The 14,346-nt window shown below is 47.1% G+C and carries 13 protein-coding genes; 5 read left to right on the top strand and 8 right to left on the bottom strand.

The genetic code is table 11. The features are described 5' to 3' along the window. The first annotated feature begins 69 nt into the window (after nt 1–69). The 3 genes from CEQ32_RS13780 to ubiA all read left to right on the top strand — a co-directional run bounded on the left by CEQ32_RS13780 (nt 70) and on the right by ubiA (nt 4,759). Complete coding sequence (locus CEQ32_RS13780; protein ID WP_088586204.1) at nt 70–1,116, top strand: hypothetical protein; 1,047 nt, start codon at nt 70–72, stop codon at nt 1,114–1,116. A 488-nt stretch (nt 1,117–1,604) separates the two neighbouring features. After that, entirely contained in the window at nt 1,605–3,773 is a 2,169-nt protein-coding gene (uvrD, locus tag CEQ32_RS13775) for a DNA helicase II (protein WP_088586203.1), read from the top strand. 125 nt (nt 3,774–3,898) lie between these two features. Further along, complete coding sequence (ubiA, locus tag CEQ32_RS13770; RefSeq protein WP_069453723.1) at nt 3,899–4,759, top strand: 4-hydroxybenzoate octaprenyltransferase; 861 nt, start codon at nt 3,899–3,901, stop codon at nt 4,757–4,759. 75 nt (nt 4,760–4,834) lie between these two features. On the opposite strand, the gene CEQ32_RS13765 is transcribed toward ubiA, so the two are convergent. The 3 genes from CEQ32_RS13765 to CEQ32_RS13755 form a co-directional block, all read right to left on the bottom strand. Beyond that, nucleotides 4,835–5,227, bottom strand: a complete 393-nt coding sequence (locus tag CEQ32_RS13765) for a DUF4156 domain-containing protein (protein ID WP_047536811.1) — start codon at nt 5,225–5,227, stop codon at nt 4,835–4,837. A gap of 91 nt (nt 5,228–5,318) precedes the next feature. After that, the gene (locus CEQ32_RS13760) at nt 5,319–5,669 is read right to left on the bottom strand and encodes a DUF2541 family protein (RefSeq protein WP_264291140.1); all 351 of its coding nucleotides are present in this window, start codon (nt 5,667–5,669) and stop codon (nt 5,319–5,321) included. Between the two features lie 469 nt (nt 5,670–6,138). Continuing rightward, on the bottom strand, nt 6,139–7,347 hold the full coding sequence (locus CEQ32_RS13755) for an IS4-like element IS10A family transposase (RefSeq protein WP_001206290.1): 1,209 nt from the start codon (nt 7,345–7,347) through the stop codon (nt 6,139–6,141). Nucleotides 7,348–7,461: 114 nt separating this feature from the next. On the opposite strand from CEQ32_RS13755, the gene CEQ32_RS13750 reads away from it, so the two are divergent. Continuing rightward, nucleotides 7,462–8,520, top strand: a complete 1,059-nt coding sequence (locus CEQ32_RS13750; protein WP_088586201.1) for an NAD(P)H-dependent flavin oxidoreductase — start codon at nt 7,462–7,464, stop codon at nt 8,518–8,520. A gap of 279 nt (nt 8,521–8,799) precedes the next feature. Further along, on the top strand, nt 8,800–9,906 hold the full coding sequence (locus tag CEQ32_RS13745; RefSeq protein ID WP_088586200.1) for an AI-2E family transporter: 1,107 nt from the start codon (nt 8,800–8,802) through the stop codon (nt 9,904–9,906). Here the strand turns inward: CEQ32_RS13745 and CEQ32_RS13740 are convergent. From CEQ32_RS13740 to CEQ32_RS13720, 5 genes are all read right to left on the bottom strand, one after another. Further along, nucleotides 9,903–10,193: a helix-hairpin-helix domain-containing protein gene (locus CEQ32_RS13740; protein ID WP_037427347.1), complete on the bottom strand. Its 291-nt coding sequence runs from the start codon at nt 10,191–10,193 to the stop codon at nt 9,903–9,905. The two genes, CEQ32_RS13745 and CEQ32_RS13740, sit on opposite strands and share 4 nt — an antisense overlap. A 58-nt stretch (nt 10,194–10,251) precedes the next feature. Further along, on the bottom strand, nt 10,252–10,830 hold the full coding sequence (locus CEQ32_RS13735) for a nucleoside triphosphate pyrophosphohydrolase family protein (protein WP_037413877.1): 579 nt from the start codon (nt 10,828–10,830) through the stop codon (nt 10,252–10,254). Between the two features lie 252 nt (nt 10,831–11,082). Continuing rightward, nucleotides 11,083–11,667, bottom strand: a complete 585-nt coding sequence (locus CEQ32_RS13730) for a TlpA family protein disulfide reductase (RefSeq protein WP_037413878.1) — start codon at nt 11,665–11,667, stop codon at nt 11,083–11,085. A 16-nt stretch (nt 11,668–11,683) separates the two neighbouring features. Next, a complete protein-coding gene (locus CEQ32_RS13725) occupies nt 11,684–12,133 on the bottom strand; it encodes a cytochrome c-type biogenesis protein CcmH (protein WP_055648686.1) in 450 nt (149 codons plus the stop codon). Nucleotides 12,134–12,137: 4 nt separating this feature from the next. Beyond that, nucleotides 12,138–14,195, bottom strand: coding sequence for a heme lyase CcmF/NrfE family subunit (locus CEQ32_RS13720; protein ID WP_181159792.1), 2,058 nt, complete (start codon nt 14,193–14,195; stop codon nt 12,138–12,140). Nucleotides 14,196–14,346: the final 151 nt, after the last annotated feature.

Genomic DNA, 14,346 nt, shown 5'->3' with positions numbered 1-14,346 from the left:
AGTACATTATGTTGCTGTTTTATAATGGATGGCCTGATTTATTGGTTAAATAGATTCTAGGAGGCTTCATTGAAAGGTTGTGCACTATTTCAGTTCTTTTACCCTGGAAATATTCGAGTTCTGCCCGGTGAAGCTTCATTCGATTATGAAGGGGAGTGTTTTGTTCTGGGCATTGGTAAGCCTATGAATTCCGTAAACACCTTATCAGTGAATGACAGGATAATCAAAGTTGAACATGATAACTCTGAGGGCTTCAAATATGCTTTTGAAGCATCACGACAGACAGGAGACAACCAGATTTGCAACGCTGTTCAGCGGGATGATGGTTCAATTGATGTTAGTTTATTAATGGATACTGAAAATGGGCACACACAGTTTAGTAGCTCCAGTATCACCACACTTGTGCGTGTTGCCGTTGAAGCCGATGGCCTTTCCGAAGATTTAGAAATTAAAGCTTTAGATGCCCTGAATCATTTTATCAGGGTCTATCGTTACGCCACACTAGACACGTCAATCAAGGAGGTAGCCTTTATGACGGGCTTTAAACCCTACATTGTTACTGGGTTTAAGCCGTACAACGAACAACACTTGGCGAAAGACCCTGATCAACGAGTCAGTGAACTGTTCGATGATTGGGAGCCTGATGCTCAAAGGTTCACTTCTTTACAACCGATGAACCTAGCAGATCATGAATTGCCTAACTTCAACCGTGCTAGAAGCACTAGACACATTGCCCATTACCTTACGACAGGGGACTTTCCTAGCTGGCGTGTAACTCTGATGCGGGCATATGAAATGGCGAATGAACAAGATAATTACAGTGCGGCTGTGTTGGAGTCATTCATTGCACTTGAGTTGTCTTTGTACAACCTACTAAACGTCTACAGAGCTAAAGGTAATAAGATCAAAAAGTATGGGCGCATTCATGATGTGATAACTGAAGCTTTGCCAAATTTGTTTAATAAAGAAGTGGATGGTTTGGTGAAGCAATTGCTTAGGTTCAAGGATATAAGGAACGACGTCGTTCATGATGGCTATAAACCAACTGAAACAGAGTGTTCAGAATGTCTTTCGATAGCTGATGAAGCATTCCATTTTTGTGATTCTAAAGCCTGATTATTGAAGGCAAACCAACCAAAAAAATCTAAGGGAAGCACCAAACAAATTAACGAGCCACCCATTGTTAAATTTTCAGAGTGCATGCTTGTAAGAATGGGTTCAGATTACTGTTGGGGTTGGCAAGATTAAGCGCTGTCATGGAAGTGACCGTTGACGGCATGGATGCCGTCGTCGAGCCTATAGGGACATATTCACGGCGTGTCACTGGAATGACAGTGCTTAATCGTTGAAACAGAATGATGAACACCCTTTCTATGAATCATTAATACAGCTTTGCCCTTGTTTAATTCCTACTCGAGACAAAGAGCTGGATTCCCGCTCACAAGCATTGCGGGAATGACAGTGCTTAAGAATGGACTGTTCCATACCGATCATCTTATGGCTATTGTCTCGTACCTCTTGGCTTATGCCTCTTGTCTTGTGGATCAGGCGCGCAGGTGGGATTTCTTCTGTTATAATGCCCCCTCGATTTTTTGGAGGCGAGAATGGACGTATCTTCTTTACTAGACGGCCTGAATGATAAGCAGCGCGAGGCTGTCGCGGCACCGCAATCTAGCATGTTAGTGCTTGCGGGGGCGGGCAGTGGTAAAACGCGGGTGTTAACCCACCGTATCGCGTGGTTAATGCAGGTTGAACAGCAGAGTCCTTACTCGATTTTAGCCGTGACGTTTACCAATAAAGCTGCGGCCGAGATGCGTGAGCGGGTTGAAAAAGTCGCTGGCACCAATATGGGGCGGATGTGGATTGGCACCTTCCACGGGCTGGCGCATCGTTTATTACGCACTCACTTCCAAGATGCGGGTTTACCGCAAAGCTTCCAAATTCTTGATTCAGACGATCAGCTGCGCTTGCTGAAACGCATCCTTAAAAGTTTGAATCTGGATGAAAAACAATATCCTCCCCGTCAGGCGCAGGGTTATATCAATGGTAAAAAAGACCAAGGATTAAGACCAAAACATATCGATGCGGGTGGTTTTCCGATTGAACAGAATCTACTGAAAATTTATCAGGTTTATCAAGAGTCTTGCGATCGCGCTGGCCTTGTCGACTTTGCCGAAATCCTATTACGTGCCCACGAGCTTTGGCTCAATAAGCCGCATTTGCTGGCACATTATCAAGAGCGCTTTAAGCATATTCTGGTAGACGAGTTCCAAGATACCAACGCCATTCAATATGCCTGGATCCGCGTGCTGGCCGGCCAAACTGCCAATGTGATGATAGTCGGTGATGACGACCAATCTATTTACGGTTGGCGTGGCGCTCAGGTTGAAAACCTGCACCGCTTCCTGAAGGATTTCCCCACGGCGACCACGATTCGCCTCGAACAAAATTATCGCTCCAAGGGCAATATTTTGAAGGCGTCGAACGCCCTTATTGCCAATAACCCCGAGCGTTTAGGTAAAGAGCTGTGGACCGACGAAGCCGATGGTGAGCCGATTTCCCTCTACTGCGCCTTTAACGAAATGGACGAGGCGCGCTTTATTGTCGGCCGGATCAATGATTGGTACGAAAAAGGCGGCAATTTAAGTGATTGCGCGATTTTATATCGCTCAAATGCCCAGTCGCGTGTGCTCGAAGAAGCCCTATTACACAAAGGCTTAGCCTATCGGATTTACGGTGGCCTGCGCTTCTTCGAACGCCAAGAGATTAAAGACGCTATGGGTTATATGCGGCTAATCAGCAATAAAAATGACGATGCCGCCTTCGAGCGCGTGGTGAATACGCCGCCCCGTGGCATTGGCGATCGCACTCTAGATATTTTACGCACTACCGCGCGTCAGCAAGAGCTCACGTTATGGCAGGCCTGTTTACGGCTGCTGGATGAAAAAGTGCTTGCGGGCCGCGCAGCCTCAGCGGTGAGTGGCTTTATGGATCTTATCGTCACCCTGCAGGAAGAAACTCAGGATATGGCGCTGTACCGGATGACGGACACAGTGATCCAAGCCTCTGGCCTCAAAGCCATGTACGAAGCGGAAAAGGGCGAAAAGGCCCACGCTCGTATCGAAAACTTAGAGGAACTCGTCACCGCCGCGCGCACCTTCGAAATGCCTGAAGAACTCGAGGATATGGGTGAGCTTAACGCCTTTTTATCCCATGCGGCCTTAGAGGCGGGCGAAGGTCAGGCCGACGCCTTTACCGATGCGGTGCAACTGATGACACTGCACTCGGCCAAGGGGCTGGAGTTTACTATGGTGTTTATGGCGGGTGTCGAGGAGGGGATTTTCCCGAGTAAGATGGCGCTCGAAGAGGGCGACAGACTCGATGAGGAACGCCGACTCTGTTACGTGGGCATGACCCGCGCGATGGAAAAACTCTATATCACCTATGCCGAGTCCCGCCGTATTTATGGCCGTGAAGATTACGCCCGTCCATCGCGTTTTATTAAGGAAATCCCGCCGCAATATGTGGACGAAATTCGCTTAAAGGCGCAGGTGTCGACGCCGATGGCCAATAATCGCTTCAGTGCGCAAAAGTCGGCGGTCGCCAACGATACTGGCTTTAGCGTCGGCCAAAGAGTGCATCATCCAAAGTTTGGTGACGGCAAAGTGACTAACTTTGAAGGCAGTGGCGCACAGGCGCGGGTACAGGTGAATTTTAGTGATTTTGGCAGTAAGTGGCTGGTGGTGGCTTACGCGCGCTTAGAGGCGCGTTGATTGGTATGAATGTCATGATTTTGTGACAGTTTCAGCCTGCGCAAATTCGCTTAAAAGGGGGCTAGGGTATATGATGTTTACCCTAGCAACCGAGATAAAAAATTAGGTTTGGGAGTAGTTAGTTAATGAATCTAAAGCAGAAGTGGGACGTGTATTCCCGCCTGACTCGACTCGACCGTCCTATCGGCACCTTGTTATTACTCTGGCCGTGTTTGATGGCGCTGGTGCTAGCAGCAGGTGGTATGCCCGATCTTAAGGTACTCATTATCTTCATTATTGGTGTGGTGATTATGCGTGCCTGTGGCTGCATTATTAACGACTATGCCGATCGCGATCTCGACTCCCATGTTGAACGTACCAAATCCCGCCCTCTCGCCAGCGGCGAAATCAGCACCAAAGAAGCGTTATTACTGTTTGTGATCTTAGGTTTAGCCGCTTTTGGTTTAGTCTTACTGCTCAATGGCTTAGTGGTTAAATTATCCGTTGTAGGCATTATCCTCACCATTATTTACCCCTTTACTAAGCGGGTAACAAACATGCCGCAGATGTTTTTGGGTGTGGTATGGAGCTGGTCTATCCCCATGGCCTATGCGGCGCAAACCGGTGAAGTGCCCATCGAAGCCTGGTGGTTATTTGCGGCGAATTGGTTTTGGACTGTGGCCTACGACACCATGTACGCCATGGTCGATAGGGATGATGATTTAAAAGTCGGTATCAAATCAACCGCCATTCTTTTTGGCCAATATGACCGTCAAATCATTGGATTATTTCAACTGGCTGCACTGCTGTGTTTTATCGCCGCGGGTTGGAGTGCCGACCGTGGCCTGCTTTATGGTCTAGGATTGCTGACCTTTGTTGGTTTTAGCACTTACCAACAGATGTTGATTTTTGGCCGCGAAAGAGCCCCTTGTTTTAAAGCCTTTCTCAACAATAACTGGGCAGGATTAGCACTGTTTGTTGGTTTAGGTGCCGATTACCTGTTTTAGTTTTCCTCACCGTTTGAATGAGTGCTATCAGGCGTGTCGCCTGATAGCCGCTCAAAAATTAGCTCAAGCCGCGACTCACTGACTCGAAGTGGTATCCTGCGTCGCATCAATTTGCGGATACTGACTGGCTGAACTTTGGATGTCAGAGCATTGGTAAGCATTTCCCATCATAGTCACAGAGCCTAAAAACTTAAGCGGTTGATAGAGATAAACAGTATCGGCGCCGAGCGCATGGCTTTTGATGCGCATCTCGTTGAGTGTACCCCACACCATATCCCTATCACTGTGCAGCCAATAATCATAGAAATGCCCCTGCGAACCAATCACTGTGCCTTTATAAGTACAGTTTTCAATAGCTGCGGAGTTTTCCCATAATATTTTAACGTGTGCCGATTCCTCAGTAGGAAAGGTAACACACGCTGTTACATTAAGGCCGAGTAATAACATTAATATTGTGCGAAAATTCATTTGTTTATGACTCATATTCAGACTATTAATAAAAATCGGCTAGCTGAAAGAATATTATTAGCTGATTAATACTTATTGTTGATGACTTAAGTTATTTACGTCCTAATACTTTTATCCCAGCTTTACTACGATCTGAGTTTCCATATACTTCAATTTTTTTAACACAGCGGCGGGAGCCTAATGATTTCCATTCCGAGTGTTCGTCTTTCTCGATATCGGTATCAAATTTGATGGTGCGGGTTTTATCATCCCCATAGGTGACGACAACGCGATCGATACTCACATCTCTTTCTGCTTTGATTTTGATATATTTTGCCTGTCGGCAAATGATCAAAGGTATGGTGGCTGGATGATCGCCAATGCCGAGTAATATGGTGCGGCCAAGGGTGATTTCATCGTCATTATCATCTTTTTTTGCATAGGCAACGGATGTGGTAAACATCAAGAGTAAGCAGATAATTATTCGATTAATATTGAACGTCGAAAATAGACTAGATTTTATTAACATATGGCCTCCAAAAAATGGGGGCGAATCATAAAGTATTTAATGTAACCTAAATAGTTTTTTTATCGCTTAGTGCGGTTGATATCACGGGTTTTATTTGAATAAGGTCAATAAGTGTTTTGCATTATGATACAAATGTAATTTAAATTATGCCGATATTATTTTTACTTTTAATTAGACTTAAATATCCCTTAAGGCATGACATTTTATGATCTAAGCCAATTTACCGATTTTCAATATTTGGCAAATACTACAAGTTGCGTGCAGTTTTCTGGTAGATTGTGATAAATGCCACTCAGTTTGGTGGTAGTCGTTGTTTAAGCTGGCGGTCTCGGAGTGAGTAACTGCTGCGGAGTGAGTGACAGCAGGATTAAGTTCAAAGGAGGTGAAGTACTGAAGGATCCCCTCATAAATCAGCCATAGCATAGCCATATTTGAGCAACTGATTGGCGAATAATACCCAGGCCGCCAGCAATTCTTTCTCCGTGATTTGATAATCAGGCCGCCTGAGCACCTCCAATCCCAAGCGAATCGTTGAGAGTACCGTTCGATGCCCAATGGTATTGGCCTGAAAATGCTTATCCCAGCCCTGTTGCTGTGCGTGTAAACCAACTAGCCACAACAGGCATTGAACCATCAACGCTATCAGTAGGATGATGTCGAATCGCTCTGGACTGTTGGTACGACTTTGGCGTAAGCCAAAGCCGTATGCCGGGCTTTTGAGGTCACGAAAGGTTTCCTCTATTTGCATACGTTTGGCGTACAGGTTTACCAGCTGCTTTGGGCTCCGAGATTCTGGTGGTAAATTGCTGGCTAACACCCAAGGCTCTTTCGCCGATGTTGAGTACGTTTTTGCCGATGGATGGTGGCAATTAGTCCTCGTTGAACGCTGATTTGTACGCCCCTTAGGTTTGCTACGATAAAGCGTGAGATGGCAATTGATAGGGTTAGTTTTGGTCAAGGTCTTACAACCCAGGCTCTTCGCTTGACCGTTGGCCAAGTCATGTGTACTGCGAACTGCACGCCAATTTTCAGCGCCAATATCTGCAAATTGAACTGTACCGCGAATACGGCTTAGCCAAAACCAACCATGCGCCTCAACCTCTTTGTACCAAGGCACTTTGAACCCCGCGTCAGTCACGATGAGAGGGGTAACATGCAAAGGTAAAATCTTGGCTAAGTCCGCTAAAAAACCGTTGTGGGAGGCCTTAGAGCATTGTTCTGATAGGGGATAGGACTTCTCATACAGGGTAATAGAGCGGCCATTGAAGGCTATTGAGGCGCGCAGAGCCATGATGCGTTTATGCTCTCGGATGTCTGACCAATCGACGAGCACAATCGGCATAGGGTTACCAGAACAGATGAGGCTGGCATGCCATTGGTAGACAGCTAACCGTTCTTGATGCAGATGCGTGTTGCCGAGCAAACGATCAATGCGCTTGATGTTGTGCTTGGTTCGGGCCGTGGTTGGTAAATTTCGACCTAACTCAGTCAAGGTCAGTGTCTTACATTCAATCAGTGCCTTAGAGGCCAGCATCAAGCTGTTTAATCGTTTTAGGTGAAGTTCTGGGCAGTATTGGTGTAAAGAATGTTGTAGGATATTGGCTTCGCGCATCTTGTTGTCCAAGTGTAGTTTTTAGCGAAACCATTTGATCATGCAACAAGATGCGCTTCCACTCTAATTTGATGATTTATTTGTAAATCATCAGGGGATTCTTCAGGGTGAAGTATGCCGTGTCGACTTACACGATTATTTGGGATTGAATTTCCGATTATTCAAGCGCCTATGGCAGGAGTGCAAGGCAGTACGCTTGCTATCGCCGTGTCTGAGGCGGGTGGTTTAGGTTCATTACCTTGCGCCATGTTATCCCTCGAGGCGCTTGAAGCTGAGTTAACCGAAATCCGAGCTAACACGACTAAACCTATCAATGTGAACTTCTTTTGCCATAGCGAGCCTCTGCCACAGGCGGCCAAGCAAGCGACTTGGCTCGAACAGTTAGCCCCCTATTTTGCGGAATTTAATCTCGACTCAAGTGTGCAGCCTGCTGGCACCCAGCGTACACCCTACAGCAAGTCACAGGCCGAGGTGTTAGCCAAATTTAAGCCCGAGGTGGTGAGTTTTCACTTTGGTTTGCCCGATGAAGAATTGCTGCTGGAAATTAAAGCTTGGGGATCAAAAGTTATCTCTACGGCGACAACCGTCGAGGAAGCACTCTGGCTTGAGGCCCACGGCGCCGATGCGATTATTGCCCAAGGCCTTGAGGCGGGTGGGCACAGAGGACACTTTTTATCCGAGGATTTAACCGAGCAGCTCGGCACTTTTAGCCTACTGCCGCAAATTATTGCGGCGGTGGATATTCCTGTGATTGCCGCAGGTGGCATTGTCGATGTAGCCACAGTGCGCGCAGCCATGACGATGGGCGCTTCGGCCGTGCAGGTGGGGACGGCCTATTTGCTCTGCCCTGAGTGCAATACCAGTGCAATCCATCGTGAGGCGTTGCAAAGCGATGCCGCGCAACATACAGCGCTGACTAATTTATTTTCTGGTCGACCTGCGCGCGGCATAGTAAACCGCTTTATGGCTGAAATGGGGCCGATGAATGAGGCTGTACCGGATTTCCCCTTGGCATCCTCAGCGGTTGCAGGCTTAAGGACGGCGGCGGAGCGACAAGGATGTGGCGATTTTAGTCCGCTGTGGTGCGGGCAAAATGCCAGTGGTTGCCAAAACATTCCCGCAGCTGAACTGACACGGCAATTGGCTTTAGGCTTTGGGTTTAATATCCAATAAATAGTTACAGGTGCAAAGCCTGCATCTACTGTTTACTTCCAAGGCTCAAGGCCGCGCCATAAGGATTTTCAGCCATTCGGCCTTCGAGACATTCGAATACCTTTGGGGATGCAAGCACCACTGATACACTACTCACGCTTTTGTTAAATGTCGTTGCCCATGGAAAGCACTGCGCAATAAACTGGCTAACAGAATGGGGAAGACCCAAAGGCTGGTTGTTGCTTGGCACTCTGCCGAGTTTTTCACCTTGTTGTTGGATTCTATTGTGGGAGTATGTGGATGGCACAGATTATCAGTAATGCTGCGGTGGGTCGTACCCTATTGATTTTATTGCTGTGTGCTGGTGTTTTCTTTTTTATCGATTTTTTAGTTCCCGCCTTGGCCGCCCTGATTGTCTGCTTCTCCAGTTGGCCGCTGTATCAAAAATTATTGGTTAAATGCGGTGGTCGCTCGGCGCTGTCTGCCACTATCGCGTTAGTTTTGATTATTGTCGGGCTAATTACACCGCTGATATTTGTTTTTTCCTATGCTTTACAAGAGATTAGGATATGGGCTGAATGGTTGGTGTATGCTAACCAGCATGGCGCGCCCGTTCCCCTTTGGATTAAGGATTTACCTTGGGTTGGTGCGTGGTTTACCCAGCAATGGCAACAGTTTATCGGTGAACCCCATGAACTGGGCAAGATAGTCAGTGCAATTAGCGGACAAAATTTGACAGGCATTTCTCGTTGGGTGCTGCAATTGGGCTGGAATACTTTAGGCTTGCTGCTGACCTTGTTGTTTATGCTGATCACCTTGTTTTTCTTATATAAAGATGGCGCGTCGGTGGCGAAGCAGATTGATATTGTCGGTGAGCGTATTCTACCCGCCCGCTGGTATCGCTTTTCCCGCGTGGTGCCCGCGACGGTAAGTTCAACCGTTATCGGCATGACGCTTATCGCCATCGGTGAAGGCATAGTGCTGGGGATTGCCTACTGGATTGCTGGCGTGCCTTCGGCCGTGGCCTTTGGGGTGTTGACTGCTTTTATGGCCTTAGTGCCAGGCGGCGCGCCAACCATGTTTACCCTGATCTCACTGTATTTAGTTGGCACTGGCGATATGACCGCTGGGATCGGCTTATTCCTCTGGGGCAGTATCGAGCTGTTTATCGTCGATAAAACCCTGCGCCCTAATCTGGTTGGTGGGCCTATTAAGCTGCCTTTCTTACCGACTTTTTTCGGCTTGATTGGTGGAGTGAAAACCATGGGCTTTGTGGGTCTGTTTGTCGGCCCCGTGTTGATGGCGCTGTTAGTCGCTATCTGGCGCGAATGGTTAAGGGATGACCCTGATAGTTCGGTTGTAACTGAATCCCTTGAATCACCGCAGGAACACGGTCATTCAAATTAAGGATGAGTGAGTGCTTGTTTGCGCTCCTCGGTATAAAACCACCAAGGTTGAGGATCGTCGCCCGCCATAAAGCGGGTAATCGAAATAAACACATCGAGCATACAGGGATCGTGGATTTGCCCCGTTTTGTCACACAGGGTTTGATACATTTCATAGGGATTTCTCCCAAGCAATTGCGCCGGAGTCTCTATGCCGAGCAGACGTAGATCCGCCGCGCTCGCTTTACCAATATTCGGTAAATCCGTTAATTGTTTGACCTTGGCACGCACCACTTTTGCTGGATTCATGTAGTTTTCCTAGTGATAAAAGCATTGGCCGCCAGTGCAAGAGAAGATTCACTACACGTTACGCTTTTACTAACTGAGTTAAATCCGCTGGGCGATAGTACACCGACTTTAATACCTTGCCTTGGCGCACGACTTTACCGGCCATTTCTACATCTTTAGCGCATTTGGCGATGATAAATTCGCCCTTTTTACTGCCGACGATGTCAACGCCTTGCTCGGCATAAAAAGCAATGGTTTCGGCTAGCTCTTGCTCGTTGCGGCACACTTTGCTCATATTGCTCGAATGGACTTCGTCCCAGCAGGCGATAAAGTCAATTTCACGGTTTTTGGCGACACACAGCAGCAAGTCGATAAGGTAGCTGATTTCTAATTTGTCATGCATGTGCTCGGCGCCTAAGTGCACTAAACGCCCCATCAACACATACACTGAATCGACAATCGCATCGGCTTGTTCGATACGGCTATCAGCTTCGGCAAGTTCAGTTAACTCTTCAATAATCAGCGAAGTATGTAAGGTGTCAGCCTTATCATCTAATGAGCTGGCATCGTTGACGGCGAGGTCGAAGGTACTGCGAAACTCACTGATATCACGATACAAGTGGTCATAAATAGGTTGAGTTAAACAGCTGAGTTTCATCGGAGTGCCTTAGATTTTATCAATAGGTTTTACAAATAGATTGGTGAAATCGATTTATGGATAACTGCGGCAATTCTAAAGAAAGGTGGCGCAGAATACAAAGTGTGCTGGCCTTGAAGTAAAAAATACCCGCTGCCAAATCGGGGAGCAGCGGGTTTCGGCAAAGATTAGGGTGGACACCGAATGGAGATTTGATTAACAGGCTCGGACTAAGTCACTAAAGACCTCGTCATTGACCGCTGGGTTAACGGCTTATTGCGCGTATTTGGCGATCAGCTTATCCAAATAAGGGGCAACCTCTTTGTCAGACCAATCTAAATAGCCACGAACAAATCCAACAAGATTACCTTTTGCATCAAATAAATAAGTCGCAGGAACCACATTGGCAGGAATGATCTGCTCGATATTTTTGTTGGGGTCGAGCCAAGTGCTGTATTGATTAAAACCATGCTGATTAAGAAACGGGCGTACTTCTTTTATCTCTTCATCAATTGAAATTGGCACAATAGCGATTTTTTTATCGGCAAATTGCTGTTGTAGTTTTTGCAGCTCGGGGATTTCCCTTAAACAAGGGACACACCAGGTTGCCCAGAGGTTTACTAGCGTAAGCTTACCTTGATGTTGTTTGAGGCTTTGTGCTTGCCCAGCTTCATCCATAAAAGGCACTTCGGGTATCCCGCGGGCATGTTGCATCTCAATAAAACCCGTCATGACTCGTGGTTTTGGAATTGCTTCGCCAGTGTCATAGAGTTTGTTTTGCAGAGAATGGGCTTGCACGACGCAGCTCAGCAGCAATGAAGTGCAAAGGAGGGTGAGCTTGGCTGTGGATGATTTCATGGGTTTGTCCTTATATTCAAACTGAGCGAGTCGCGTTGTTAGCGGCAGGTGACTTGCGTTTTATCAGGGTAAGACCTAAGCCTAACCCTATGATTAATAACGCCAGTGGGCCTAGCCAAAGCGCCAGTGTTGAGGGTTTTAATTCTGGCTGATAACGGATTTTTTCACCGTAGCGCTGTACCATAAAATCGAGGATCTCATCCCGTTTATAGCCTTGTTCAAGCAGCGAAAAAATTTGCCCCTTGAGCTCATGGGCGATAGGTGCCTGTGACTCGAATAAGGTTTGGTTGGTCGCCATTGGGCAACGCAGTACTTTGCTGATCGCTATTGCCTGTTGCTGATAGGATGTGCCCATATCCGAGCTTTCCTGTGCCGTCGCGAGAAAGGTTGTCCCGCCAAAACAGAGGATGAGTGACAACAACCAAAACAATAAACTCAAATAGGGGGAGCGAAATAATGGATTCATGGGGTTACAGTCTCCCTAGCTGAGGGGTGCCTGCTGCCCTCAGTGCTTCTGTGTGTTCGACATGGCGAACTTGTCTGACGGGCCACGCAGCGATTGCTCCTGCGAGCATCATCAACATGGCGCCTAGCCAAATCCAAGTCGCCAATGGTTTATAGCTAATGCGGATCAGGTACTCAGTGTCGCTCAGTTGCAGTCCCATTGAGACGTAAATATCGCGCCAAAAACCGTGGTCGATGCCCGCGTGGGACATTTCCATACCATTGCTTTTAAAGGTTTGTCTTTGTGGTTGGATATAGCCCAGTACTCGATCGTCCTGCTTGGCATCGCGTACACTGATATTGGCTTGAATAGCAGTAAAACTTTGGCTCTCAACTTGCTCGGTACTCTCATACACCAGCACATAATTCGCTAACGGTTTACCCTGGCCTGGCCCCATTCGTAGCAGGGCTTCCTGTTCGAAAAAAGACACCGATGTTGCGCCGATAATCGTCACTACAACCCCGAAGTGTCCGAGCATCATGGCGACCCTTGCGCGCTTTGATGCTGACGGCTGGATTGGTCGTGCTGTGGGTAAGCGTTCTGGGGCGCCGCGTGGTGGCTTGAGTATCATCTTTAGACTCAAACCAAGGCATAACAATAAAAATAACGCGCTGGCACTGCCAAGAACGAGGAATAATGCGCCATCGCCTTTAGCTTGATAACCCAGCACTGTTGCAATAATGGCAATGGCTACAGTGGGGACAGCCAATACCTTGAGTGGTTTGTGGGTGGATTGCCCCCAATTGAGTAGCGGGGCGAGGCCCATTAAGACGACAGCGATAAAGGTCAATGGGACAAAAATCGCATTAAAATAAGGTGCGCCCACCGATAAAGTACCTAGGTTTAACAGCTCATATATCAGGGGATAAAAGGTGCCAAGTAGTACGGAAAAAGCCGCGACTACCAGCACGATCACCCCAAGCAGTAATAAGGTCTCTTTGCTTAATAGCGCATGGGTGACTTCTCGTCTCAGTGCGGGGGCTTTTATCGCAAAAATAAATAGGGCAGCACCAACAAAAAGCACTAATAAACATAGGATTGACATACCTCTGGTTGGGTCAGCAGCAAAGGCATGTACCGATTGCACGATACCGGAACGCACCAAAAAGCTGCCTAACAAACTAAGGGAGAATGCTAATAAACATAAAAACAGTGTAGTAAGAGTAAAGCCCTGTGTTTTTCGGGTGAGCACTAAAGAATGCACCAGCGCTGTCGCAACCAGCCAAGGAATAAATGATGCGTTTTCAACGGGATCCCAAAACCACCAACCGCCCCAGCCCAGTTCGTTATAAGCCCACCAAGAACCAAAGGCATTGCCCCCTGTGAGGAAAATCCACGCCAATAGCACCCAAGGGCGCATGTATTCGAGGTGGCGAGTCGGTAACTTTCCTCCCAGTAACGATGCCAGTGCTGCGGCAAAGCAAACCGTTAGCCCGACATATCCCAAAAACAGCATAGGTGGATGCAGTATTAAGCCTATGTCCTGCAATATGGGGTTAAGGTCGCGCCCTTCGACTGGAATATTTGGTAGCAAGCGGGCAAAGGGATTGGAGGTAAAGAGTAAAAACAAATTAAAGCCGAGGATCACTAAGGCCAAAATTGCGAGGACTCGGCCAAAGTAAGCCTTATCAGCCTGTAAACTGGCACTATCGAGATTAACCTTATTCGTTGCTTGGCGCCAATTGATCACTGCGCCCCATAGGGCAATGGCGAACACCCAAAATAACATTGAGCCTTCATGGCTGCCCCACACGGCCGCAATTTTATAGCCCACAGCGAGTTGACTATTAGAATGGTTGGCAACATAGGCGACTGAAAAATCATCGCTAATAAAGCTAAATATTAAGCTACACAGTGCGGCAAATAAGGTAATAAATAGTGCGTAAAATAATTTATTGCCAAAGTGGATTAGGTAAACGTTATTCCGATAGCTACCAATTAAATGATTCGTTGCCGACAATAATGCAAAAACAGTGCTCATGATTAGCAATATGTGCCCTATTTCTGGAATCATATTTATCATTGATATTTCCTGCATGGCATTAGTTATCGATTTACATTAATACTGAAATTAATGAGAGGTTACTTTTTAGCGGTTAATCGGTACAGACTTATTTGTTTTTATCTAGGTAAGTTAGATGTGAAGTCTTTACCCATTCCACGATTGGCTTGCA

The sequence above is a fragment of the Shewanella sp. FDAARGOS_354 genome (genome assembly GCF_002209245.2).
GTDB classification, from domain to species: domain Bacteria; phylum Pseudomonadota; class Gammaproteobacteria; order Enterobacterales; family Shewanellaceae; genus Shewanella; species Shewanella xiamenensis.
Note: the sequence above shows the minus strand (reverse complement) of the source record. Positions and strands in the feature narration are given on the sequence as shown.